Source organism: Salinisphaera sp. G21_0, assembly GCF_017744115.1.
Taxonomy (GTDB): domain Bacteria; phylum Pseudomonadota; class Gammaproteobacteria; order Pseudomonadales; family Endozoicomonadaceae; genus Endozoicomonas.
The window spans coordinates 1-25,155 of sequence record NZ_JAGHQW010000031.1 but is presented as its reverse complement, the minus strand read 5'-3'; the positions used below and the strand labels follow the sequence as shown (position 1 = coordinate 25,155).

The window sequence follows — 25,155 nt, the reverse complement described above, 5'->3', positions numbered from 1 at the left end:
GGCTTGCATCCAGTGTAACCAAATACTCAATGAGTTGAATCTACCCGATCTTATGCAGGCTTCATCAGCGTAAGCAGTTCCTCGACAGCCTCCTTCCTCTTGACCTCACACTCATTCACATGCCGGGTTGTTGATAACCAGTCGTTAACTCTGTGCTCAAAATCGTGGCGGCAAACATGGTGAGTCAATTTCATTTGAAGATTCTCAGTCAGCGCATGAAGACGTTGATATTCTTCCTGAAGCGGGTTAGGTCGGCAACCAGGTTTTCCTTCAGAGTGCAGGGCGATAAACTGTTTGGCTTTATTCAGGATAAACAGACAGCCTATCAGCAAACCATAAATACGCTCCCCGGTGTTTTGGGGGTTGTGAAACAGAATGGTTCGAGGCAGGTCGAATGCTGCGCCTTTGTGCAATTGCTCTGTCAGCTGATCAAGGTTATCCGTGAGATATTGCAGCGTATCGTTCAGCAATCTGGTTTCTTCAGCAAATAACAAACACCATACCGGCTTCTCAACGCCAGGAACGAGAACGGGCAATCGTGATGCCTTTCCATCGGTTACTCTGGCGTCAACATAAACCTGAAAACCCATTGCCTTTACTCCCAGATCACCGTCTTTAAGATCAATACTGTAGGCCTTTGGCAATTTCATCGCCTGACATTCCGGGACAGGCCAGATGATGACACTTTGAGGGATGTCTGACTCACTGTCGGTATTCAGTGCCTGCAGCTTGTCAAAAAGGGTTCTGACAGATGCTTCTTGCGTGCAGATAATGTCAATCTCATCAAATGATGAGTGGAGGTTCTGTAAAAAGCGTGCGTATGAACCGGTAACCAGAATGGGAGGATCAGTATAAGAATTATTGATTTCCTGAATAATCTCCAGCGTTTTCAGCGTTATTGAATTGAAATAAGTATCCCGACAAGGAAGTGGGCCTCCTTTGTCAAGATGGGCTGAACACCCGTTTCCATCTGTGGAAAAACAGTCAAACCAGGCGTTGTCAGTAAACTGTTCAGGTGATCCGGGGTGCTCTCTACTGACCGCAACAGAAGCCTCAGCTTGATAGTCACAGGCTGAGCACTCTTGATGACTATCACTACCACGGACAACGGCGTTTTCTCGTTTAAACAGCATATTATCCATTATATTGGCTGCACAGCTGCATTGTTCAAACCAGAAGCCCAGAGCATGGCGCATCTTGCTTCCTTCAGAAAAACGTTGAAGACACTCCAGAACCTGATTCTTATGAACGTATCGTCCATTAACCGACTGTCTTGTGATACAGCAATGCGCCAGGAAGAAGAAATGGATACGTGAACTCTGAAACGAGTTTCTCAGTCCTTTGATGGATTGCAATACCTGCTCTGCTGACACTCTCTGATGATCAATGGACAGCCCATAGTGCATAGCCATAAATTGCAATTGACATTGCAGTCGTTGTTGCTCGTCGTCTTTATGGGATGCGTTGTTTAAGATTTGCCAGGCCTCTTGAAGTATTTCCTGAGCTGCATTGTTTTCATCATAATGCCTGGGTTGTTGCAACTTTTGAATCAGATACCCGGCTTGCTTTACAGCATGATCGCCGGGTACTTCATTAAATACTTCTAACACTTGCCGGTTATCCAGACAGGCACCGTTCAATTCTCTTGCCGTTAATGCCAGCTGTACATAAAAATAAGCCCTTTCCATTAACCAGCCACCGCCTTCATAATCCTTAACCACTGCATCCGCTTCGACCAGCCGACCATTCAACGCCACTCCCCTGAGGCAACATTCCTGTTTGAAGTGCGCTATCCCCAGCCGGCCTTTCGAATTGTCCGGGAAATCCTTAATCACCGTATCCGGTGTAACCGGCTGGCCATTCAACGACAGCCCTCTCAGACAACATTCCTGTTTGAAGCGCGGCAGCTCCAGTGTTGCCTTGGCCTCCTCATAACCCTTAACCACCTCATCGGGTGTGACCTGCTGCCCCATTAACGGCACGCCGTTCAAGCAACATCGCTCTTTGAAGCGCGTCAAATCCAATGCTGCCCTGGCTGCCTGATAACCCTTAACGACCGCCTCAGGTTTGACCTGCTGGCCTTCCAACAGCAGGCCCTTCAGGCAACATGCCTCTTTGAAGCGCGCCTGTTCCAATGTTGCACTGGCAGCCTGATAACCCTTAAACACCACATCCGGTGAGATCCGCTTGCCATTCAATCGAAAGCCTCTCAGGCAACACTCCGATTTAAAGCGGGCCAGCTCCAGTGTCGCCTTGATTGCCTGATAATCCTTAACCACCACCTCCGGTGTTACCGGTCGGTCATTCAATGGCAACCCCCTCAGGCAACATTCCACCTTAAAGCGCCCCATCCCCAGCTTGCCTTGCGGGCTACACGGGAAAGCATTAATCACTGCATCCGGTGTGACTTGCTGGCCATTCAACGGTAGCCCCCTAAAGCAACATTCCGCCTTAAAGCGCGCCAACTCAAGTGTTGCACTGGCTGCCTGATAAGCCTTAATCACCGCATCGGGAGTGACTCGCTGGCCATTCAATAACAGGCCCCTCAGGCAACATTCCGCTTTAAAGCGCGCCAGTCCCATCTTGCCTTCGGGACTATCCGGAAAATCCTTAACCACTGCATCCGGTCTGACCGGGTTACCATTCAATAGCAGCCCCCTCAGACAACAGAGTTGCTTGAAACGGGCCAGCTCCATTGATGCTTTGGCTGCCTGATATTCTTTTATCACCACATCCGGCGTGACCTGCTGGCCATGCAAAAGCCGTCCCCTTATACAACATTGCGATTTGAAGCGCGCTATCGCTAATTTGTACTTATTTCGATTTGGCTTCCGGTTGAATTCCTGAATGACCTGATCCGGGAATACTTTTTGATTGTTATAAAGAAGGTTCTTTAAGCAAAGCCTTTCAAGGAATAAACCACCCCTGAGAGACGTTGTATCATTTCTATAAGCTGTGAGCACATCAGCCGGGGTGATGTGACGTCCTTGCAATAGTTTTTTTTGCCAAAAGGCATCCTCAATATCCTTGGCATCATTCAGCGCTGAGGCTGTATCTTTATGAGTCTGATAGACTCTTTTGCCGTTAAATCTGTTTCTGGAGCTGTCAGGAATACCGCTTGAGCTGACTTTCCGGTCAACTCTAGCTGGTTTTGGATGGGAGTCGGTTGATGATGCCTTCAGAATAAAGCCCTGCACGCCTGGACTATAAATATCGAAGTTTGACCTCAAGAAGATTATTAGGTTCCACCGCCATGTGGGTTAAACACAGTCAGACTAACCTTAATTCGTGAAAAAAGTGACTCTCATTTTTCTTGCGGGTCACAGAATAACTCCATCAGGGAGTAGCAGAAAATTCCAATGCACAACCAGATATTGAGAGAGACTGGCACTGAGGCCAGCCTCTTTGAAACGCTGATTACTCAGCCGCTGCAGCCTGCTGCTCTTTAATACGAGCAACTTCTTTCATGCTCAGCTTAATACGACCACGGTTGTCCAGATCCATCACAACCACTTCAAGCGTCTGTCCCATCTTGACGTAGTCAGCAACGTTCTCAACCCGATGATCAGCAATCTGGGAAATATGCACCAGACCATCCTGACCTGGCAGGATATTAACAAAAGCACCAAACTCAACAATGCGAGTGACCGTACCGTTGTAAATCTTGCCGATTTCCGCTTCAGCAGTGACGCCGTAGACACGGTCATAAGCGGCCTGACAGACTTCCCGGGTCTCACCATAAATTTTAACGGTGCCGTCGTCAGCAATATCAACCGATGCACCGGTATCTTCACAGATAGAACGGATAGTGGCACCACCTTTACCAATAACATCACGAATCTTGTCCTGATCAATCTTCAGGGTCATGGTCATTGGTGCGTTTGGCGACAGTTCACTGCGGGAACGGGCGATGACTTTATTCATCTCGGCCAGGATATGCAGACGCGCATGCAGAGCCTGGTCAAGGGCGATATCCATGATCTCTTCAGTGATACCGGCAATCTTGATGTCCATCTGCAGCGCCGTAACACCGTGGGCAGTTCCGGCCACTTTAAAGTCCATATCACCCAGGTGATCTTCATCCCCCAGAATATCGGTCAGGACTGCAAACTGCTCGCCTTCCTTAACCAGACCCATGGCGATACCGGCAACCGGTGCTTTCAGAGGTACACCGGCATCCATCAGCGCCAGGGAAGAGCCACAGACGGAAGCCATGGAGCTGGAACCATTGGATTCGGTAATTTCAGACACCACACGGATGGTATAAGGGAACTCTTCTTCACCGGGCAGTACCGCCTGAATACCACGACGGGCAAGACGACCATGGCCGATTTCACGGCGTCCCGGAGGCCCCATACGACCAGCCTCGCCTACAGAGTAGGGAGGGAAGTTGTAATGCAGCATGAACGGGTCACGGCTTTCACCTTCCAGGGCATCGACAAACTGCGCATCACGGGCTGTACCCAGCGTGGTGGTAACGATAGCCTGAGTTTCACCACGGGTGAACAGGGCAGAACCGTGGGTCTTTTTCAGAACGCCCACTTCTACCGTGATCGGGCGAACGGTTTTGGTATCACGACCATCGATACGTGGCTGACCGTTAATGATGTTGCCACGGACGACGGACTTCTCCAGCTTGCTGAAGTAGGTCTGAACATCATCCGCACTGAACTTGCCTTCGTCTTCGCCAACCAGCTCAGCTTCAGCTTCAGCGCGCAGTTCCGCCAGCTTGTTGCTGCGCTCCTGCTTGATGGTGATGCCATAGGCCTCACGAATTTTCTGCTCAAAGCCAGCAGCAACGGCTTCTTTCACTGCCGTTTTTTCTGGCTCTGGCTGCCAGTCCCAGGTTGGCTTGCCGGCTTCTGCCGCAAACTCTTTAATGGCAGCAATAACCGCCTGGTACTCCTGCTGAGCAAACAGAACTGCACCCAGCATTTCATCTTCTGTCAGTTCCTGCGCTTCAGACTCAACCATCAGCACAGCGTCACTGGTACCGGCAACCACCATGTCCAGCTCAGACTTTTTCATCTGCTCGAAAGATGGGTTGAGAATGTAACCGTCGTCTTCAGTGAAACCAACACGGGCAGCACCCACAGGACCGGCAAAGGGAATACCGGAAATAGCCAGGGCCGCAGAAGTGGCAATCATGCCCAGAATGTCAGGATCGTTCTTCTTATCCACCGACATCACTGTGATGATGACCTGAACTTCGTTCATGAACCCTTTCGGGAACAGCGGACGGATAGGACGGTCAATCAGACGGGAAGTCAGCGTCTCTTTTTCGCTGGCCTTGCCTTCACGTTTCAGGAAGCCACCGGGAATTTTACCCGCCGCGTACACCTTTTCCTGGTAGTGAACGGATAACGGGAAAAAGTCCTGACCATCACGGGCACTTTTAGCGCCCACTACCGTCGCCAGAACCTGCAGCTCACCCATGGTTGCCAGCACGGCACCGGTGGCCTGACGGGCAATCCGTCCAGTTTCCAGGGTCACGGTGTGCTCACCGAACCGGAAAGTCTTTATCAATGCTTTTGGAGCAATACTCACGTTATTTTCCTTTATTACCAAACGATATCACCCCACCTGCATCCACACTGTCATAGAGATGGATGCAATTCAGAGACCTCTGCATCGAAGTCTCTGAATTGCACCCCATGCAGACAGAGTGCAGGCATGGGTAATTCTTGTCCAAGACTACCAGAGAAAACAGAGCCCGGTAGTCGCAACCAGCAGAGAGTTAATGCCCGGGCTGACAACATTCTCAACCCGCAAATAACAAAACACCGCCAGCCACATGTAGTGCAGCTCGCGGTGCCTTGACTGTGGGAGGTGATATCAAGACACCACCATCCCATATAACTGTATCAAACGATTAGCGACGCAGACCCAGAAGCTGGATCAGGCTGCGGTAACGTTCAACATCCTTACGCTTCAGGTAGTCCAGCAGGTTACGACGCTGGTTTACCATGCGAATCAGACCACGACGAGAGTGATGATCCTTGTGATTCACCTTGAAGTGTCCCTGCAGACCTTCAATGTTAGCGGTCAGCAGAGCCACCTGAACTTCAGGGGAGCCGGTGTCGCCTTCAGTGCGAGCGAATTTCTTCAGGATTTCAGCTTTCTGTTCAGCAGTCAAAGCCATTGTTCAATCTCCAGATAATATGCAATACAGATAACCGGCATGACCGTGCATATTTACAGCCAGCCATTTAAACAAGCGACGAATTCTATCACTATGTTGTGAACGCGTCCAAAAAAACTACATAAATGGAATCGCATATTTCTGGCTGAATCAGCCTTTGACCAGACGCTTGGGTGCTACCAGGCCATCATCGGTAATTTCGCCGATACCCAGGAACACCACGCCTTCAACACCTTCAGCAACGCCATAGATGCGGACATTGCCGGATGTCGGTGCCTGAGGTACCTGGACCGGATTCCCCTGGGAAACATAATAACTGCTGGTTGCGCCCAGTTTGACCTGCGGCCAGTCACTGACAGCACTATCCTGAGGCAACAACAGATCATCAATAACACAATCACCGGCCTTATTGCGGATTTTCGACAACTCCCTCAGGCGCTCTGACTGCGCTTGTTCCAGCTTGTCACGACCCAGCACATCCGCCAGAGCGGACAGCTCGGCAAACTCAATACGCTGGTCGACATCCAGGGCCGACTCACGGGCTTCATCCCGCATGGCCGCCAGCTCATCCAGGGAGTGCGCCTGATGCTCGGTGTAAGGGCCTGCCTTGAGGCGCTTCAGCTCAGCAACATGACCAAGGCAGCCCAGGGCCTCACCAATATCTTCAACCAACGTGCGGATATAGGTTCCCTTGGTACAATCCACCTCGAACACACACTCATCCCCGTCAAAGTCCAGCAGCTCCAGACGATGAACGGTAATGGTGCGCGAAGGGCGCTCAATTTCAATCCCTTCCCGGGCATATTCGTACAACGGCCTGCCGTTGTGCTTAAGCGCAGAGAACATGCTGGGCACCTGCTCAACATCACCCCGGAACTGATGCAGAATGGCCTCCACATCAGAACGGGCGACCGTCACCGGGCGCTCTTCGACAATCTCCCCCTCACGATCACCCGTGGTGGTTCTCACCCCCATTTTCATGGTGGTGCGGTAGGATTTATCAGAATCCAGCAAATACTGGGAAAACTTGGTGGCCTCCCCCAGACAGATGGGTAAAACGCCCGTCGCCAGCGGATCAAGACTGCCGGTATGGCCCGCCTTGGCGGCATTAAACAACCGCTTAACCCGCTGGAGCACCTCGTTGGAAGAAGCGCCATACACTTTATCAACCACAATAATGCCGTCCACCGGACGGCCACGATTAGCGCGTCGACCTCTTCTGGCCATGACTTACTCCTCGGTACCTTCTTCTGAGCCTTTATCCGCTTTAGCGTCTTTGGCAACCGCCTGATCGATCAGCGAGGACAGGTAAGCCCCGCGCCGCAGACTGTTGTCATAGTAAAAGCGGAGTCGCGGGGTAAACCTCAGCTTGATGGCCCTGGCCAGCTGAGAACGCAGGAACCCCGCCGCCTGACTCAATATCTCCAGGGATTGATCAATTTTTTCCTGGTCATCCACCCCAAGAAAAGAGACATAAACATCCGCAAAGGCGAGATCCCGGCTCACTTCGACCACACTGACCGTGACCATGCCAAGACGAGGATCTTTCATTTCCAGCTGAATCAGCTGAGCCAGTTCTTTCTGAATCTGGTCGGCTACTCGCTGGGTACGACTGTACTCTTTAGCCATTGAATACTCACTCCGTAAACCACAATACCCAAAAGGCACAAAAGGCACAGAGACACAAAGCAATCCTTCCCTTTGTGACTTTGTGCCTTTGTGGTTAAAAAAAGCCTGCGGAAGAATCCGCAGGCTCTGGCGTCTATCTCATATACATAACGTCACACACATAACGAATTAAAGCGTACGCTGTACTTCAATCGTCTTGTAAACCTCGATCTTGTCACCAGGCTTAACGTCGTTGTAGCTCTTAACGGCGATACCACACTCCATACCGTTACGAACTTCGTTGACATCATCCTTGTAACGACGCAGAGACTCCAGCTCACCTTCGTAGATCACCACGTTATCACGCAGCACGCGGATACGATCGTTGCGGTACACAGTACCTTCAATAACCATACAGCCAGCCACAGCGCCAAACTTCGGTGAACGGAATACTTCACGAACTTCGGCGGTACCCACGATCTGTTCACGGGTATCGGAGCCCAGCATACCGGTCAGCGCTTTCTTAACGTCATCAATGATGTCGTAGATAACGCTGTAGTAACGCAGATCCAGCTCTTCGGTCTCTACCACTTTACGGGCAGAGGCATCGGCACGAACGTTAAAGCCGACGATAACCGCGTTGGAAGCCAGGGCCAGGTTGGCGTCGGTTTCGGTAATACCACCAACACCACCAGAGATAACCCTTACTTCGACCTCATCGTTACCCTGCTCTTCCAGAGAAGCAGTCAGAGCCTCCAGGGAGCCTCGTACATCCGCCTTGAGGACGATGTTGAGCGTCTTCTTATCTTCAGTACCCATTCTGGAGAACATATTCTCCAGCTTGGAAGCCTGCTGACGAGCCAGCTTGACTTCACGGAACTTACCCTGACGGAACAGGGCGATTTCACGGGCTTTACGCTCATCGCGAACCACCAGCATTTCGTCACCGGCATCCGGCGTACCATCCAGACCCAGAATCTCTACCGGGATAGAAGGACCCGCTTCTTTGATGGGCTGACCGTTCTCATCCAGCATCGCACGTACGCGACCGTACTGCTGTCCTACCAGGATATTATCACCCTGATTCAGCTTACCGCCCTGAACCAGAACGGTGGCCACAGGACCACGACCTTTATCCAGTCGGGACTCAACAACGACACCACGGGCAGGCCCTTCATCCGGAGCGGTCAGCTCAAGTACTTCGGCCTGAAGAATAACCGCTTCCAGCAGATCTTCAACACCTTCACCGGTCAGGGCAGATACTGGCATAAACTGCGTATCGCCACCCCACTCCTCAGGAATAACATCACGGGCAGACAGCTCGTTTTTCACCCGATCCGGATCCGCTTCCGGCTTATCCATCTTGTTCACGGCCACCACGATAGGTACGCCAGCCGCTTTCGCGTGTTGCACCGCTTCTTCGGTCTGCGGCATGACACCGTCGTCTGCTGCAACAACCAGAATAACGATATCCGTCGCCTTGGCACCACGGGCACGCATGGCGGTAAACGCCGCGTGTCCAGGCGTATCCAGGAAGGACACCATGCCACGATCCGTTTCTACGTGGTAGGCACCAATGTGCTGGGTAATACCACCGGCTTCGCCAGCCTGAACGCGACTCTTACGAATGTAGTCCAGCAGCGAGGTCTTACCGTGGTCAACGTGACCCATGACGGTCACGACCGGCGCACGGGGCTTGGCTTCGTAAGCAACATCTTCCAGCTGATCATCCACCAGGGTATCTTCGATGGCGTCCGCCTTGGTCAGCTTGTATTTGTGGCCCATTTCTTCAACCACGATACTGGCAGTATCCTGATCGATAACCTGGTTGATGGTTACCATGGAGCCCATTTTGAACATGGCCTTGATAACGTCCGCCGCTTTGATGGCCATCTTGCTGGCCAGCTCTGCAACCGTGATGGTTTCCGGGATGGAAACTTCACGAACAACCGGCGCTGTTGGCTTGGTAAAGCCGTGAGCGGCCATGGACTCAGGTGCCATGGTACGGGCAAATTTGCGACTGCCGCCACGGCGATCATCACGCTCGTTGCGACCACCTTTACCACGGCGTGGCAGATCGTCATTGTCATTACGACGATCTTTGCCCTTGCTGCCACGCTTGTTGCGGGACTTGCGGTCATCTGCCGGCGGCGGTGCATCACCGAAAGAAGGTGCTGCCGAAGGTGCCGGAGCGCCACCGGTGCGCTGACCACGATCACCACCCGGACGTGGGCCACGGTCACCACCAGAACGCTCACCGCCCTGACGAGCACCGCGTTCACCGGAACGGGAGCCACGGTCATCACCGCTGCGCGCGCCGCGCTCATCTTTCTGGCCACGATCATCCCGGCGTGGGCCGCGATCATCTTTACGCTGACCACGGTCATCCCGACGCTGGCCACGCTCTTCCTGCTTTTCGGGACGAGCCGCCGCTTCATCAGCTTTTGGTGTTTCTTCAGCGGCTTCGCGCTTGACGTAAGTGCGCTTTTTACGCACTTCCACGTTAACGACTTTGTTTTTGCCTGAACTGCCACCAGACACTTTCATGCGGCTGACCGTCTTACGCTTCAGCGTAATCCTGGTCGGTTCAGAACCGGTACCGGCATCACCATGAGTTCGCTTCAGGTGGGCCAGCAGCTGCTGTTTTTCTGCATCGGACACAGACTCTTTGGCGCTGCTTTTGGTGAGACCAGCGTCTTTCATCTGCTGCAACAACCGCTCCACTGGAGCGCCGACCACTGCTGCGAGTTGCTCTACGGTTACATCTGCCATTCACACTTCTCCTCTCAGTGGCCCGCTCAGTTACCCGCTTCTTCAAACCACGGTTTCCGCGCCGTCATGATCAGCTCACCAGCCCGATCTTCATCCATTCCGTCAATATCCAGAAGGTCATCGATCGATTGTTCAGCCAGGTCTTCCATCGTAACGACACCGCGACTGGCCAGCTCATAGGCCAGTGGCTGCTCCATACCTTCCATATTCAGAAGGTCATCAGCAGGCTGGGTACCATCGAGCTTTTCTTCCTGGGCAATGGCCTGAGTCAATAACTGATCCTTGGCCCTTGAGCGCAACTGTTCAACGATATCTTCATCAAAGCCTTCAATGGCCAACATCTCCTCAAGGGGGACGTATGCAATCTCTTCCATGGAGGTAAAACCTTCTGCCACCAGCAGTTCCGCCAGATCATCATCAACATCCAGTTTTTCCCTGAAGGCCTGAACCACGCGACCGGCTTCCTGCTGCTGTTTGGCGACGGCATCCTCTTCGGTCATGACATTCAGGATCCAGCCCGTCAGTTCACTGGCAAGGCGGACATTCTGGCCACCACGGCCAATAGCCTGAGCCAGATTATCTTCACTGACCGCAATATCCATCGTGCCTTTGTCTTCATCGACAACGATTGAAGCCACTTCTGCCGGCTGCATGGCATTAATCACGTACTGCACCGGGTTGTCATCGTAAAGCACGATATCAACACGCTCATTACCCAGTTCACCGGAGACCGCCTGAACACGGGCACCACGCATACCAACACAGGCACCGACCGGATCAATCCGGCCATCATTGGTTTTCACGGCAATCTTGGCCCGTGAACCCGGATCTCTGGCAGCACCTTTAATCTCAATCACTTCTTCTGAAATTTCAGGAACTTCAATACGGAACAGCTCAACCAGCATCGCTGGCGCTGTTCTTGACAGCATCAACTGAGGACCACGCCCCTCGGTGGACACTTCATGGAGCAGGGCCCGAACATGGGCACTCATTCTGAAGTTCTCGCGGGGCAATACCTGATCTTTCTTTAAAACCGCCTCAGCGTTATTGCCAAGATCAACAATAATGCTGTCACGGGTTGTCTTCTTGACGGTACCGGAAATCAGGGTGCCCATTTTGTCACGGTACTGCTCAACCATCTGCAGGCGCTCGGCTTCACGCACCTTCTGGACAATCACCTGCTTGGCTGTCTGAGCGGCAATACGGCCAAAGCCTACCGACTCAACCGGTTCTTCCCAGATACCACCAATTTCAAGAGACTCGTCGTGCTCCTTGCCTTCATCCAGAGTCAGATGCATGCCGGGAAACTCAAAATCCTCGTCAGTGACCACAGTCCAGCGACGGAATGTATCGTATTCCCCATTAGCCCGGTTGATCGCTACCCGGATATCCACTTCGGTTTCGTACCGTTTTTTGGTCGCTGTCGCCAGAGCGGTTTCCAACGCCTCAAAGATGACCTCGGGCGGTACTCCCTTCTCATTGGATACGGACTCTACGACCAACAGAATCTCTTTACTCATGCTCTGCCTCGCCTATGCTGAACCAGTCCATGCCTATGGAGCCTGCCGGACTCACTTCTGACCTGCGGCGAAAAGCCTGATCTGGTCACTATCCATGCTGCTTTTCGTCAAATAGCCGTGCTATTCTTCTCAAATCAGCATGAAAAATGTCTCAAATCAGGCTTTTCTCGCTACGGTCGGCCAAGTCCGACAGGCTCCTGCCAACACATCCCTGGCTGCTAAACCGGGATATCCGCCCGGCCTGAAGGATAATTCAGTCGAACTGTGGTATCACCTGCGCCTTATCGATGCTTTCGATTGGCAACAGAAGCTCATGGCCATCGGCCTCTATAACGACATCCTGATCTTCAATTCCCTTGATGATGCCCCGATACTTTCTGCGCCCTTCAAAAGGCACCCTCAGGCGTATACTGACCGTATGGCCAGTCATCATCTCGTACTGCTCAAGCCGGAACAGCGGCCTGTCTAATCCCGGAGAAGATACTTCCAGGGTATATTCGTCCGCAATTGGGTCTTCTACATCCATAACGGCGCTCACCTGACGGCTGACCTTTTCGCAATCTTCCAGGGTGATGCCATCTTCTGCGTCGATATAGACCCGAAGCACTGAATTCCGCCCACGGGAAACAAACTCAATACCCCAGAGACGGTAATCAAGCGACTCCACGATCGGCTCGATAAGTGTCTCCAGCTGCGACTGCTTACCTGCCACGACTGAATACCTGCCAAAAAAACAAAAAAAGGGCTATAAAGCCCCATATATTCGCACAATGACCAGAACGGCCATCACACATCAATTACTCGCTACCTAATAAAAAACCCCACAAAGGGGGTTTTCCAGGATTTGGTAGCGGGGGCTGGATTCGAACCAACGACCTTCGGGTTATGAGCCCGACGAGCTACCAGGCTGCTCCACCCCGCATCAAACTGTTCATCAGTATACTTCGGCAAGAGCCAGCTGACAACCTCTTCCCAATATCAAATGCACTGACCCTGAAGCGAAGAATCAGCTCTGGATTTGACTCACTAATCGTTACAAAAGCTAGCTACAAAACAGTAATGGTAAAACTCTACACCATAAAAAACCGCTCTATTATCTACCTTTTCCCAGTACTGTCAACTCACCCGAGCACTCCCTGCCATGGATGGAGAATTTTACCGATTCATCAGATTACACTGATCATGGGTAAAACCGGAGCGGTGCCTGCAATGATGGTTGTTGTAGTACTGAACTTTCCTGAACAGGAAACCTGTCTTTCACATTGGAAAATTTGTTGTTTGTATCATCTTTTGGACCTTTACCGCTTTTCTTCATTAACCCTTGATCATCATGCTCACAGCCTTGTCTTGTTTCACCACTGTACGCACCACACTCTCGTCCTGCGGCTGCATACTGTGCATTACGCCTGTCCTCAGGCACTGATCGTTGATTACCAGATGAAGTAATGGATTTAAGACTGCCGGGATGGGTTTCCAGATATTCCTTGTTGAGACAATTCTGCAAGAATTTCTGGTGTTCACCGAGGGCTGTAAAAATTGTTTCCAAAATTTTCTCCTTACTCAAACCAACAAGACCAGGATTTTGGTATTTTTTTTGTATCATCTGAACTAATTCCTCGGCTCTGGGTCTGCGTGTACGTAATGCTCTTAATTCATTCATTTCATCTTCTTTAATAACACCCTCCTGAAATAAGTAGCTCCAGTATTTTTTTGGCATAAGATTATCTAAAAGATACTCAATTTTACCTTTTTGATACCAGTAATCCTCAATTGACGGCTTATCCCGCTCTGAGGTGACTTTACCCACCGAAGAAGGACTGGTTTGAGAAACAAAATCAAAAGTGCCGGAGCCTGAAGGATGAGCAGCAGGGCCTGGTACATTGGGAATAAATGACTCACTATCATTATTCCGGGGTTGCACAGCAGGGCCAACCGCTCCTGACTGGACAGAAGCCACATGCCTGCACATCCGGGAGAATGTGCCAGAGGCGTTGTTTTCATCAGAACTATTGGGGCGCTGAGGTCTTGCCGGGTTATTCAAATCGTTCAAATTGAAACCGGCATACACTTTTACTGAATCCATCGTTTTAACTACTACACATATAAACAACTTCTTTAACCGGGTGATTGCCAGCAAAAGGAGGAGGTTGGACAGATCAAAGATATTCCTGCGAATAACCTGTCCACAGGAGCCATCTTCGAATTAGCGAATAAAGCATTAGTCAACAATTGCTACATAAAGTTCCCGACGGTAAACATATAAAATGACCAAATGATCAGAAACCAATAGCGACAATCCAAAACAGCTTGCTCAAAACGCTCTTCAGAAGGCGGAGTTGGTATTACTTTATCAGTACACACAAAACCAATAGAGCCATTGCCATCATCCCCAGGGCAACGATTAATCCGGACAAAAGTTCCGAAGCCGAAGGGCTGGCGAAAGAGGCTGAGCCACGAAGACCTGTAAAGGCTTCCAGAACGGTAATAAGAAGAAAGAATAAAAATAAAGCGGTTAACAGCTTGATGCTCCAAAGTCCGATCCGGAATTTTCTGAACATAACACCACCGGAATCACTGCCTTTGCCACAAAAGCAAGTGCCATTGAAAAAGCAGGGATGCTTCCCCGGGCTCTCGCATTGCCTTCCCGGCCCCTCTGGCAAGCATCGGCCAGAGCATTCCTCAGGGCAGTCCATTACCTGACCATATGCAGGATCATCACAGGACAGATCACAGTATGGTCGGTGTCGCGGATCATATTGGGAATGTGCCCCATGCCGGGCTGGGTGATTGGCGTTTTTGGTGTAGTTGGCATAATAGTCAAGACACAACTGAAAAAAGACCAGATCACTGTCCGGAAAAATGGCTTTACCACCGACAATCTTACCGTGACCAACTTGCCAGGCACTCTCTTTCCTGACTGTTTTTTTTGTGGCTTTCCAAGGCTGCCTTTTTCTGGCAACCGGCAGGAACCGTTGCATGATCCCGCCAGTCTGCCCAAAAACAACCAGACCACCCATCGTTTGAGGATAGTGGCTGCTGAATGGTGGTCGATGAGCAGGGTAACTGTTGGGCCAGTAGCGCCTCCGAAGCTTATGAGGACCGAATAAAAAAGGATGAAATAAAAAAGGGCGAATAAAACTCAGCAGAGGATATATACGACGAGACCTTAATGACCGGTGAACAATCTCATTCTGCCTGAGCAGATCTTTATTGTGATCCTGCTCACCCTGCCCGGCAGGAAACGCCAGAGACCGGCCACGCCCTTTATAACGCGCAATTGTAAACCCGGTAAAGCCACCCCGTTTGCCAATAACGGGAAACCCGAAAGAATGCCCCTGCCCTGAACGGTCAATTCCGTCAACCGCATAAAGCCCTGACAGGATTTCCGATTTACCACCAACACCAATCGAATTAGACATCTCTGAACATTTGCTGGCCAACGGCCACCCATTCATAATACTGGTATCTACTCATCAGAGCATTCGGAGCTCGCAAAAACCCATCAGGTTTTCTACTTTTTAGCCCATGAATATACTTTTATACAACGATCTCAATGCAGACCAGATACCCGGCTTTGCCAAAGTTCGCAAAGCTCTTGAGAACAATAATTTCCAGCAGGCGGATGTGCGCAAGATCGGGGATAACCTTTACCGCGCACGGCTGAACCGCAACGACCGGCTGTTATTCTCCCTGCACCGCTACAATGGCGAGTCCTATTGCCTGATTCTGGAGTATATCCGCAATCATGCCTATGAAAAGTCCCGTTTCCTGGAACGAGGGGTGACCATTGATGAGGAAAAAATTCCGGCGTTTGACGCTTCGGAAACCGAGTCCTCACCAGAACTGACTTATCTCAATACCGACCACGACCGCTTTAACCTGCTGGACAAGATAATCTCCTTCGACGGTGAACAGCAGTCCGTTTATCAGCTACCGCCACCCCTGGTGATTATCGGCAGCGCTGGTAGCGGCAAAACCGCTCTGACCCTGGAGAAAATGAAAAAAACGACGGGCGACGTACTCTATGTCAGTCACTCCCCCTTTCTGGTACAAAGCGCCCGTAATCTTTACTACGCTCACCACTACGATAATGAAGAACAGAATGTGGAATTTCTCTCCTTTCGGGAGTTCCTGGAAAGCATTCGGGTACCCGCCGGTCGGGAAGTAACGCTGAAAGACTTTGAAGGCTGGTTCCAGCGCCATAAGGGCAACAGCAAACAGAAAGACCCCCATAAACTCTTTGAGGAGTTCCGGGGCGTACTAACCGGCCCTTCCACCGAGTCACCCTGGCTTTCCCGTGCTGAGTACCTGAAGCTGGGGGTGAAACAATCCATCTTCAGTGAAGAAGAGCGTTCGGGTGTTTACGATCTGTTCGATAAATACCGGCAGTTCCTGGAAAAGGAACAGTTATACGACACTAACATTATTAGTCACAGTTACCTGGCCAGTGCCGAACCCCAGTACGACTTTATCGTGGTGGATGAGGTGCAGGACATTACCAACATTCAGCTCTACCTGGTACTGAAGACCCTCAGACATCCGGGCCACTTTATTCTCTGTGGTGACTCCAACCAGATTGTTCACCCGAACTTTTTCTCCTGGTCCAAGGTCAAGACCCTGTTTTTCGAGCAGCAGGGCCTGACCGGCGAGGGTGAGATAATCCGGATACTCCAGTCCAATTACCGCAATGCACCGGTGATCACCCATATTGCCAACCGGATTCTGAAACTGAAGCACGCACGCTTTGGCTCCATCGACAAAGAGAGCAACTACCTGGTCGACAGCATTGGCGAACACCGGGGGCAGTTGCAGTTGCTGGCCAACAGCCAAAAGGTCAAACAGGACCTGGACAGCAAAACCGCCCGCTCCACCCGCTTTGCCGTGCTGGTGATGCACCCGGACCAGAAAGCCGCCGCCCGTCAGTGGTTTAATACGCCGCTGGTCTTCTCCATCCAGGAGGCCAAGGGGCTGGAATACGACAATATCATTCTTTACAACTTTATTAGCGATGAAGAAAAGAGCTTCCGGGATATTGCCGCAGGTGTAGACCCGGCCGCGCTGGAAAAAGAGACGCTGGAATACGCCAGGGCGAAAAACAAACAGGACAAATCCCTGGAGGTCTACAAGTTCTATATCAACGCCCTCTATGTTGCCATTACCCGGGCGGTGAGCAACCTCTACATTATCGAAGCCAACCAGAAGCATCCGTTAATGCGGCTACTGGACCTGGAACGATTTACCGGTGACCTGCAGATGGATAAGCAGGACTCCAGCCTGGATGAGTGGCAGAAAGAGGCCCGCAAGCTGGAACTGCAGGGCAAACAGGAACAGGCTGATGAGATCCGCAGCCGGATACTGCAGCAAAAGCCGGTGCCCTGGCCGGTACTCGATCGCACCGCCTTCACGGAACTGCAGAAAGAAGCCACAAGCGGCAATAACAAGAAAAAGCAGCTGCTGGCTCTGGAATACGCCCTGATCCACTGGCATCGCCCCATGCTCAACCAGTTGCTCACCAGTGGCTTTAAACCCGCCACACAGACGGAAGAAAAAGCGGTCAAACAACTGCATCAAAAGCACTACATGACCTACGACCTCAATAATCCCGGCAGTGTACTGCGCGACACGGAGAAATACGGCATCGACCACCGCACCATCTTCAACCTGACCCCGTTGATGGTCGCTGCCCGTCTTGGCAATGCTGGCCTGGTCAGGGAACTGATGGAGCGCGGTGCCAACCCGGATCTGTCTGGCAGCCATGGTCTCAACGCCCTGCAGATGGCACTGGAACAGGCACTGATGGATGAGCGCTATGCCCGCCATAAACTGGCACCGGTCTACAACAATCTGGAACCGGACAGCCTGTCCATCCAGGCCCAGGGCCGGTTGATCAAGCTGGACAAGCGCCTGATGGGACTGTTTGTACTGAACCTGATGTTTGCCATGTTTTATCGCAAACTGGGTGAACTGGCAGGCAGAGGCGAGGGTTTCTCGGCCAAAGACATTACCGAATGGGTGCAACCCCTGCCAGACGAGGTCTTACCGGAACGCCGGAAAAAGCAGAGCTACATCAGCAGTATTCTCTCCGGCAATGAGGTCGATCGGGATGCGCCTTACAACCGCAAGTTATTCAAGCGCATCCGTCGAGGCCATTACATTATCAACCCCGGCATGAAACTTCGCCAAGGCGAGGAATGGGTCGCTGTGCACGACCTGTTAAACCCGGAAGACCTGGGTTTCAGACCAGGCTGGATGAACCTGGATAAAAAGGATCAGCTGATCTTTAAAGATCGTTTTGAACAATTCGACCAGAACCGCAGGAAAAACCTGACGGCCTATTGTGAGTACATTGGAAAACTGCAAGAACAGGCAGAAAAAGAACTGGAAGAACGCCGGGTGAAGTCCCGGCTGGACATCCAAAGCGAGGAAGTTACCACCGGATAGATGTTTTATCGCCTGTGATCTGCTGTACGCTACCCGTGCAACCTGAACAGTTATTGCGGGTGGTGCTCTTTTCTCATTCGAATCTATGGAACTTTTTCTTTACTACACACTCTTAAGCTTATGACCAGATCAAATTTAACAAATTTAATTCTTTGCGATCAAAGGATATCAATAGTTAAACAAAGTTTTTATGAACATCTCTTCTACTCAAGTTTCACATACAAACAATCTTTTTAAAGAGTTAATACGAAAAGATTCTGAAATAAAGAGTGCATATCAAGAATTCACAGGTCAAACACATGGAGAATTAATGCCGAGAAACCAATTTTTTGAATGGGTTGGTAAGAAAACTCTCCCTGAGAGGCAGGTACAAATAGTTCACCATTTTAAGAACCTTGGAAAGTTCAATGATTTTCATGTTTGCGTTCTGACTGATAAACCAATGAAAGTTATTGCCGCAGAATCCAAGTGTGATGGCATATCCGGGACGATGGAAATCATTACTGTCGACAAACTGAATGAAGACTTTTATAAAGCATTAAAAGATTCTAATGAGCCTGACTGCGATAAGCTCTATAAAGACTTTGTTAACAGTACGCAACTACACAACGTAGGGCTGGAAAACCAAGCATTACGAAGTGATTATTATCGGCTGGCGCTCCTCTATACATACGGTGGCATTCATAGTGATATAAATATACCTTTAAAGGAACTTGATTCATCGGCAAGTGCATTACAACACCCATTAATACCACTTAGGGGAAAGAATGGTCTACTAATACGCACTATTGATATTCCCGTTCCTGGATCTGGCGGGACAGTTCCCCATTGGGATAACTCCCTCATCGCTTCCCAAAAAAACAATCAGATTGTTCTTTCCATGATTAAACATATGCTTAATCTAGAGAATAAGCTGAAAGAAACACTAATAGAAAACTCAGATAATAGTGAGATTAAAAAGACCCTGACCCTACACGATGCAATGCGATTATGGCAATGCAAGGAAGAATATTATATCAAAGCATTTATTGAATTTACTAAAAATGCAATGAGAAATGCATATCCTGATTCATCTGAAGAATATTTAAACTCTATAGCATCTCAAGTAAAAGATAATTTAGTTCCAGCTTTGAAATCCACAGAATATGCAGTAGCTAAACAACAGGGACTTGTAACTGCCAGGCATTGTATTGTCACAAGAATGCTAGGAGGTGGTACTGACGCACTAACTCCTATAATCAGGGAACAATTAAGTAGCGAACAATTAATTAGAGAACAATATATTGCAATAGAAGACTTCACTAAATCTTTAAGATTTCCATTTCCAGATGACCAGCCATCTTACGCAAATATTAAGCCATTACACGATGGGCGCAACCACCGGGGACTACGCAGCTGGTATGGTCAATCAAATCCTGATTATGTCGATGATAGTAACATGTGAATGGTGGATTCAGTTCAATAGCACTGAATATCGATAATTAATTGGAGCATTTATGCACATCTCCCCTCGAGCCCTCCCTGCAAACAATCTTTTCCAGGAGTTGATACAAAAAGATTCTGAAATAAAGAGTACATATCAAGAATTTAAAAGTCAGATATATGGAGAATTAATTCCAAGAAATCATTTTTTTGAATGGGTTGGTAATAAAACGCTCCCTGAGCGACAAGTGCAAATAGTTCACCATTTCAAGAGCCTTGCAAAGTTCAATGATTTTCATGTTTACGTTCTGACTGATAAACCAATGAAATTTATTGCTGCAGAATCAAGTTGTGATGGAATATCAGGGGCGGTGGACGTCATTACTGTCGACCAACTGAATGAAGACTTTTATAAAGCATTGAAAAATTCAAAGATACCCGACTGCGATAAACTCCATAAAGACTTTGTTAATAGTACGCGACTACACAACGCAGGACTGGAAAATCAAGCGTTACGAAGCCATTATTATCGGTTGGCACTCCTCTATACGTACGGTGGGATTCATAGCGATATAAATATACCTTTAAAGGAGCTCGACTCTTCGGCAAGCGCAATACAGCCCCCACTGATACCGCTTAAGGGAAAAAATGGTCTACTAATGCAAACGCTTGATTACTCTGATGGATATGGCCCCACTGTTTCTATTCCAACTAATAGCCTCATCGCTTCTCTAAAAAACAACCAGATTATACTTTCCATGATTAAAAATATGCTTAAGACTGAAAATAAGCTGAAAGGAATATTAATAGAAGCCTCAGATGAAAATGATTTTAAAAAGACCCTAACCTTACATGATGCCATGCGATTATGGCAATGTAAGGAAGAATATTTTGTCAAAGCACATCTTGAACATCTGAAAACCATATATGAAATTGACAGGGCTGCTGTAAAAACTGCAAGGTCTACTATATCTGAAGAATCTGTAAACTCCACGATAGATAATTTAAAAGATCATATAATTCCAGCTTTGAAAATCAGAAAAAGACAAGGTTATGCAGAACTTAAACCGCAAGGCCTATTAACTGCCAGGCATTGTGTTGTCACGAAAATTTTTGCCGGTGGTACTTACGCACTAACTTCATTGCTTCAAAGACAATATAAAGGACCAGAAGACTTTATTGAATATTCAGGCTTTCCACTACCCAACAATCAACCCTCATACGCAAATATTAAACCAGTACATGATGCATCTGCCTTTCGGGGACTTGGCAGCTGGTATGGCAAACCAAACCCCCATTATGTCGATGATAACAACCTCTAAATATTGAACTCCGTTCTAAAGCATTAACTATTGCAATTCCCACGGCTCACCGTGACTGTCGCAAAGGCTTTATACCAACACCCTCTCACCCCGTGGGAAACGACCTTTTCTCACCCATCAGCCGCAACACTTCTTATACTTGCGCCCGCTACCACAGGGACAGGGGTCATTTCTTCCCACCTTCGGGTGTTGTCTGACCAGCGGCTGTGCAGGCTTCCCGGGAGAGGAAGATGGAAAGGGCCGTTGCTGACCCGGCAACCGCTGAGCCCCGGCTCGCGTGCGAACTGGTGGCTTGGGCTTTCTGGCTGGCCAGGGCCGCATCACACGCTGAGCGCCCTCTGGCTCCGCGTTGCTTCCGACAGGTGCTCTTTCAGCGGGCTTCTCCTGCGGCCGCGTACTGTTAAAGCTGGCCCAACCTTGCAACTCAGCCACACAATCATCAATCAGGGCAGAGCTTTCATAGGATGGAAAGCTTACCTCGCCGGAATGCTCCTGTAACATCGTACTTAACCGCTCCCTGCCCATAAATGAATCGGTCAGCAGTCCCCGGTCAAACACGCCCAGAACAGAAGTTTCCAGCTCGGCGGCTCCGGCAATGATGCAGTTAGAGACCAACCCGTCCCAGACCGGACTCCGCTCCTGCTCAAGCCCACCACTAAACAGCTGTTGGAAGTAGCTGACCAGCACTTCACGGGGCAGAAACCCATGGGAAACCAGAATCGTCAGGCAGGTCAAACAGGAAGATCGAACGCAAGGATGGACCGCTGTGTTTTCAATCAACTGCTTCAGTGGCTCCACGTTACATCCGTTAACGGTGTCACTTTCGCCATTTTCTTCACCGGCCATCACCGATGCCAGTATTCGCGCCAGGCTCTCACTGACCACATAACCAAGCAGTCGATTGACCGTCCGGGGTTTGGCAGACACTATCCGAAGCATCACCGGCAATGCCTTTGATTCCCGAAACTGAGCCAGCAGATAAAAGGCAAAAAAGACCAGATCCACACGCTGGCTTTCGGGTATCTCATCCCCCTGCCCGGCAACGCCTTCCAGATAGTCAAGCAGGCGCGGAATCAATTCCGTCCGCTGCTCACTGGCCGCCAGCAGGGTTTCCCTGGGCAGCTCACCCATCACATGGTTTGATAACCGGTTGATAACATCGTCAATATTCACGGGCACTTATCCTGTCTCTTGTCGCTATTTTTGTATAAGGATAGCGTTTAAACAGGCTGAGAGGGTTTGTCCCGGAAGAACTTACTTATTTCCACTGTTTCTAATACCTATCTCAGGATATTACCGAGCGGATTGCCGGTGACAGTTGCTGTTGAGATATTCATTGCCTTACATTTTTTTAGATAGTAGATTTTTTTAAAAAGTGAAACATAAGGAACGAGAAGAAGAAAACGAAGATACAAAAAAAAAGCCATCTCAGGCCTTTTTTATGTGACTATTGCCAAACAATAGTCATGAACCAAAATATTATTGGTGCCGAAGGCGAGACTCGAACTCGTACGCCCATACAGGTACTGCCCCCTCAAAAACGCTTGGCACTCTTGTTTTCCAACAGTTTAGCAAGTTATTTTTTGGGTAAAACGGAAGAAAGCATTGATTTCTTCTTGTTATTTCAGCCTGTTTTTTGGGAACTAAAAAGGTAAGGCAAATATGGGCTCATGACTACTCCACCAAAGCCCGCCACTCTGCCAGTTTCTCTTCCAAATCCGCAATATGCCCCTCCAGCCCCACCAGCTCCTCTTCGGAAATATGCAACCGGTCCCGAACATCATAGTTCCGTTTCACCCGCCGCTGCAGAACCGACAGCTCTTCCTCCGCCACCATCACCACCATGGAAGGAATAGAGGAATAACTGATCTTTCCCTGGTTGTTTCGGGGTGCCTGTTCCAGATGAATACGATCCATAGCAACGTCTCCCTTGATATCGCTTCTGCTGAACCGGAACGCAGCAGACGATTGAATAGAAGACAATAGTACTAAGTTAAGAATCCGTATCCCATCCTCCAATGCGGGAAAACTGGCATTGGCCTTGCCTAAGCGTTTGGGATGATGATAAGTATTGACACGTATCAATATTTGCAAAGTGCCTATGATTAATAATCGCGCACCGTCAGCAATCAGGCCCGCATTTCCGATGAGATCCGGTCAAGTACAGCACTTTGCCACGGAGACACAGAGAAAAGACAAAAAAGCTTTTCCTGTCGAGTCGCCCAAGGGAACCTCCCCCTCAGGCGCTCACAGAACCGGACTGGTCCTCCTCTGCGCTCTGTATCGGTACTCACAGCCTGTGCAGTTCAGCTGCCTGGCTGGCTCCCTTAACACCAGAACGACAGATTCCCACGTTCCACAAAAGAGCCTGAAATCAGTTCATGCCACCTATATCCCGGACACCGATCAGGCAGTAACTGGCTATCCCCTGAGCTCATGATGGAGCAACACAGCTCTCCATTTTTGATGTCATCAGAACACGTTTCTAGACGTCATCAGTGGTTCACTTGCGTTCATCTCCTGATCTCACACCTGACGCAGTCAAGCTGCGCCTTTTCCGTAACGCTCACCACGTCGGCTCTTTACCGGCGCAGCTTACGGTGGTTTGGTGGCTGCATCCAGAAGCCGCCACCGGAGGGCCTACCTCCATCTCAATTGCAGTTGCGAGCAGACCGACTCTGCTCTCGTGTCACACCTGTGCCTCCGTGGCAAGTATTTTCTTTACTGGATAACATCAGCAATGTGTCAGTTATTTCAGGACAGTGTTGCTAACTCCGCCTTCCCTGATCCAGCCTTTCGGCCAGCCAGGTTTTAACCACCGCTTGCCGGGCAATACCAAGCCTGGCGGCCTCGCGATCAAGGGCGGTGATCATCCACTCAGGAAAGTCGATATTGATTCGACGGGTTTCCAGGCCGGGGCGTTGAGCGCTGGACCAGTCAATATGTTCATCAATGCTGTCGTGGCCTTCATCAAAGGCCTGGTCAAATTCTTTGGCTTTCATAGGCGGCTATCTCTTTGGGTCTTGAGCGACGTACCGAAATAATTCGGGCTTTATCATTACGTGGCGTAAATACGGCAGTCCAGTGTTTTCCGGCGTATTTGGCAATCAGCAGGAAACGAGGTTCGTCAGAAATCAAGGTCTTGATGACCACTCGGTTTTCATCCAGCCAGAGGCTCTGAGCCTGATCGAAATCGATGCCATGTTTTTCCAGATTGCTAAAACTTTTTGCCGGATCATACTCAAACATGATTGTTTTGGTATCCAATATATATCTACAGGCCACCTTAAATATAGGCCAATATATACCTTTTTTCACTCCAGGTGTCTTGGATGAGCACTCTTAATTGTTTTAAGGCCTATGATATCCGTGGCCGTATGCCCGATGAATTGAATGAAGATATTGCCTGGCGGATTGGCCGGGCGACTGCTGAATACCTTAAGCCCAAGATGATGTCTTTCTACTCCTGAACTGAAAACCGCTCTGAGTGATGGGTTGAGGGCCGGTGGTGTGGAGGTGATTGATATTGGCCTTTGTGGCACTGAAGAGGTTTATTTTGCTACTTCGTACTTGAAGGCGGATGGGGCATTATGGTGACCGCCAGCCATAATCCGAAAGACTATAACGGGATGAAGCTGGTTCGGGAGTCGAGCAAGCCGATTTCTGGCGAGACCGGGTTGCGGGAGATTGAGTCTTTGGCTGGTGATTTTTTTGCCACGGAGACACGGAGACACGGAGTTTTTCTTTTAAAAAACGTGAGTTCGATGCAAGAAAAGACAAGGGAACCCCGGTTGTTTAACTAACGTGAGTTCGATGCAAGAAAAGACAAGGGAACCCCGGTTGTTTAACTATCTTTCGGTTGCAATCACCGATCAACAGATAGCTAACCGGAGGCTCCCATGTCTATGACCAGTGTATTCTGTGATGT

Annotated in this window: 17 protein-coding genes, 1 tRNA gene and 3 pseudogenes; 5 read left to right on the top strand and 16 right to left on the bottom strand. The window is 49.7% G+C overall.

Annotated elements, in window-relative coordinates; all coding sequences use genetic code 11:
- Nucleotides 1-50 precede the first annotated feature (50 nt).
- From J7439_RS15160 to J7439_RS15110, 11 genes are all read right to left on the bottom strand, one after another.
- Nucleotides 51-2,759, bottom strand: a complete 2,709-nt coding sequence (locus J7439_RS15160) for a hypothetical protein (protein ID WP_209202825.1) — start codon at nucleotides 2,757-2,759, stop codon at nucleotides 51-53.
- A 658-nt stretch (nucleotides 2,760-3,417) separates the two neighbouring features.
- Nucleotides 3,418-5,547 (bottom strand): polyribonucleotide nucleotidyltransferase, encoded by a 2,130-nt coding sequence (gene pnp, locus J7439_RS15155; RefSeq protein WP_353623068.1) that lies wholly within the window; start codon nucleotides 5,545-5,547, stop codon nucleotides 3,418-3,420.
- A gap of 325 nt (nucleotides 5,548-5,872) precedes the next feature.
- On the bottom strand, nucleotides 5,873-6,142 hold the full coding sequence (gene rpsO / locus J7439_RS15150) for a 30S ribosomal protein S15 (RefSeq protein ID WP_209202824.1): 270 nt from the start codon (nucleotides 6,140-6,142) through the stop codon (nucleotides 5,873-5,875).
- Nucleotides 6,143-6,292: 150 nt separating this feature from the next.
- The gene (truB, locus tag J7439_RS15145) at nucleotides 6,293-7,369 is read right to left on the bottom strand and encodes a tRNA pseudouridine(55) synthase TruB (RefSeq protein ID WP_209202823.1); all 1,077 of its coding nucleotides are present in this window, start codon (nucleotides 7,367-7,369) and stop codon (nucleotides 6,293-6,295) included.
- 3 nt (nucleotides 7,370-7,372) lie between these two features.
- Complete coding sequence (gene rbfA, locus J7439_RS15140; protein WP_101746600.1) at nucleotides 7,373-7,771, bottom strand: 30S ribosome-binding factor RbfA; 399 nt, start codon at nucleotides 7,769-7,771, stop codon at nucleotides 7,373-7,375.
- A gap of 168 nt (nucleotides 7,772-7,939) precedes the next feature.
- A complete protein-coding gene (gene infB / locus J7439_RS15135; RefSeq protein WP_209202822.1) occupies nucleotides 7,940-10,522 on the bottom strand; it encodes a translation initiation factor IF-2 in 2,583 nt (860 codons plus the stop codon).
- A gap of 26 nt (nucleotides 10,523-10,548) precedes the next feature.
- Complete coding sequence (gene nusA, locus J7439_RS15130) at nucleotides 10,549-12,042, bottom strand: transcription termination factor NusA (protein WP_209202821.1); 1,494 nt, start codon at nucleotides 12,040-12,042, stop codon at nucleotides 10,549-10,551.
- Nucleotides 12,043-12,295: 253 nt separating this feature from the next.
- Nucleotides 12,296-12,754 carry a ribosome maturation factor RimP gene (gene rimP, locus J7439_RS15125; protein ID WP_209202820.1) on the bottom strand — a complete coding sequence of 153 codons (459 nt, stop codon included), beginning with the start codon at nucleotides 12,752-12,754 and terminating at the stop codon, nucleotides 12,296-12,298.
- A gap of 133 nt (nucleotides 12,755-12,887) precedes the next feature.
- Nucleotides 12,888-12,964: transfer RNA gene (locus J7439_RS15120), tRNA-Met, on the bottom strand.
- 258 nt (nucleotides 12,965-13,222) lie between these two features.
- Nucleotides 13,223-14,179, bottom strand: a complete 957-nt coding sequence (locus J7439_RS15115) for a CARD domain-containing protein (protein ID WP_209202819.1) — start codon at nucleotides 14,177-14,179, stop codon at nucleotides 13,223-13,225.
- A 205-nt stretch (nucleotides 14,180-14,384) separates the two neighbouring features.
- Nucleotides 14,385-15,461: a hypothetical protein gene (locus J7439_RS15110; RefSeq protein WP_209202818.1), complete on the bottom strand. Its 1,077-nt coding sequence runs from the start codon at nucleotides 15,459-15,461 to the stop codon at nucleotides 14,385-14,387.
- A 106-nt stretch (nucleotides 15,462-15,567) separates the two neighbouring features.
- Here J7439_RS15110 and J7439_RS15105 point away from each other — a divergent pair, with 106 nt between their 5' ends.
- The 3 genes from J7439_RS15105 to J7439_RS15095 all read left to right on the top strand — a co-directional run bounded on the left by J7439_RS15105 (nucleotide 15,568) and on the right by J7439_RS15095 (nucleotide 21,227).
- A complete protein-coding gene (locus J7439_RS15105) occupies nucleotides 15,568-18,483 on the top strand; it encodes a UvrD-helicase domain-containing protein (RefSeq protein WP_209202817.1) in 2,916 nt (971 codons plus the stop codon).
- A 190-nt stretch (nucleotides 18,484-18,673) separates the two neighbouring features.
- Complete coding sequence (locus J7439_RS15100) at nucleotides 18,674-19,927, top strand: glycosyltransferase (protein ID WP_209202816.1); 1,254 nt, start codon at nucleotides 18,674-18,676, stop codon at nucleotides 19,925-19,927.
- Nucleotides 19,928-19,979: 52 nt separating this feature from the next.
- Complete coding sequence (locus tag J7439_RS15095) at nucleotides 19,980-21,227, top strand: glycosyltransferase (RefSeq protein ID WP_209202815.1); 1,248 nt, start codon at nucleotides 19,980-19,982, stop codon at nucleotides 21,225-21,227.
- Between the two features lie 117 nt (nucleotides 21,228-21,344).
- Here J7439_RS15095 and J7439_RS27505 read toward each other — a convergent pair.
- Together J7439_RS27505 and J7439_RS15090 are read right to left on the bottom strand one after the other, a co-directional pair.
- Nucleotides 21,345-21,431, bottom strand: a pseudogene (locus tag J7439_RS27505) (SEC-C metal-binding domain-containing protein); the annotation flags it as partial.
- A gap of 210 nt (nucleotides 21,432-21,641) precedes the next feature.
- Nucleotides 21,642-22,400 (bottom strand): annotated as a pseudogene (locus J7439_RS15090) (DUF1186 domain-containing protein); the annotation flags it as partial.
- A 293-nt stretch (nucleotides 22,401-22,693) separates the two neighbouring features.
- Here J7439_RS15090 and J7439_RS15085 point away from each other — a divergent pair.
- Nucleotides 22,694-22,882, top strand: a complete 189-nt coding sequence (locus J7439_RS15085; RefSeq protein WP_209202813.1) for a hypothetical protein — start codon at nucleotides 22,694-22,696, stop codon at nucleotides 22,880-22,882.
- A gap of 19 nt (nucleotides 22,883-22,901) precedes the next feature.
- On the opposite strand, the gene J7439_RS15080 is transcribed toward J7439_RS15085, so the two are convergent.
- From J7439_RS15080 to J7439_RS15070, 3 genes are all read right to left on the bottom strand, one after another.
- Nucleotides 22,902-23,144, bottom strand: coding sequence for a hypothetical protein (locus J7439_RS15080; RefSeq protein ID WP_209202812.1), 243 nt, complete (start codon nucleotides 23,142-23,144; stop codon nucleotides 22,902-22,904).
- Between the two features lie 851 nt (nucleotides 23,145-23,995).
- Nucleotides 23,996-24,229 carry a type II toxin-antitoxin system BrnA family antitoxin gene (gene brnA, locus J7439_RS15075; protein WP_209202811.1) on the bottom strand — a complete coding sequence of 78 codons (234 nt, stop codon included), beginning with the start codon at nucleotides 24,227-24,229 and terminating at the stop codon, nucleotides 23,996-23,998.
- Nucleotides 24,210-24,476, bottom strand: coding sequence for a BrnT family toxin (locus J7439_RS15070; protein ID WP_209277555.1), 267 nt, complete (start codon nucleotides 24,474-24,476; stop codon nucleotides 24,210-24,212). Before J7439_RS15070 ends, brnA begins: the two co-directional genes overlap by 20 nt.
- An 83-nt stretch (nucleotides 24,477-24,559) precedes the next feature.
- Between J7439_RS15070 and J7439_RS27190 the strand changes: the two are divergent.
- Nucleotides 24,560-24,934 (top strand): annotated as a pseudogene (locus J7439_RS27190) (phosphomannomutase); the annotation flags it as partial.
- Between the last annotated feature and the right edge of the window lie 221 nt (nucleotides 24,935-25,155).

What these genes read in the sequence shown, in the direction of transcription:
- J7439_RS15070 (WP_209277555.1), bottom strand. Translation starts at nt 24,476, where the DNA reads ATGTTTGAGTATGATCCGGCAAAAAGTTTTAGCAATCTGGAAAAACAT.
- J7439_RS15100 (WP_209202816.1), top strand. Translation starts at nt 18,674, where the DNA reads ATGAACATCTCTTCTACTCAAGTTTCACATACAAACAATCTTTTTAAA.
- infB (WP_209202822.1), bottom strand. Translation starts at nt 10,522, where the DNA reads ATGGCAGATGTAACCGTAGAGCAACTCGCAGCAGTGGTCGGCGCTCCA.
- nusA (WP_209202821.1), bottom strand. Translation starts at nt 12,042, where the DNA reads ATGAGTAAAGAGATTCTGTTGGTCGTAGAGTCCGTATCCAATGAGAAG.
- J7439_RS15095 (WP_209202815.1), top strand. Translation starts at nt 19,980, where the DNA reads ATGCACATCTCCCCTCGAGCCCTCCCTGCAAACAATCTTTTCCAGGAG.
- rbfA (WP_101746600.1), bottom strand. Translation starts at nt 7,771, where the DNA reads ATGGCTAAAGAGTACAGTCGTACCCAGCGAGTAGCCGACCAGATTCAG.
- J7439_RS15080 (WP_209202812.1), bottom strand. Translation starts at nt 23,144, where the DNA reads ATGGATCGTATTCATCTGGAACAGGCACCCCGAAACAACCAGGGAAAG.
- J7439_RS15110 (WP_209202818.1), bottom strand. Translation starts at nt 15,461, where the DNA reads ATGTCTAATTCGATTGGTGTTGGTGGTAAATCGGAAATCCTGTCAGGG.
- rpsO (WP_209202824.1), bottom strand. Translation starts at nt 6,142, where the DNA reads ATGGCTTTGACTGCTGAACAGAAAGCTGAAATCCTGAAGAAATTCGCT.
- J7439_RS15085 (WP_209202813.1), top strand. Translation starts at nt 22,694, where the DNA reads ATGAACCAAAATATTATTGGTGCCGAAGGCGAGACTCGAACTCGTACG.
- J7439_RS15105 (WP_209202817.1), top strand. Translation starts at nt 15,568, where the DNA reads ATGAATATACTTTTATACAACGATCTCAATGCAGACCAGATACCCGGC.
- truB (WP_209202823.1), bottom strand. Translation starts at nt 7,369, where the DNA reads ATGGCCAGAAGAGGTCGACGCGCTAATCGTGGCCGTCCGGTGGACGGC.
- brnA (WP_209202811.1), bottom strand. Translation starts at nt 24,229, where the DNA reads ATGAAAGCCAAAGAATTTGACCAGGCCTTTGATGAAGGCCACGACAGC.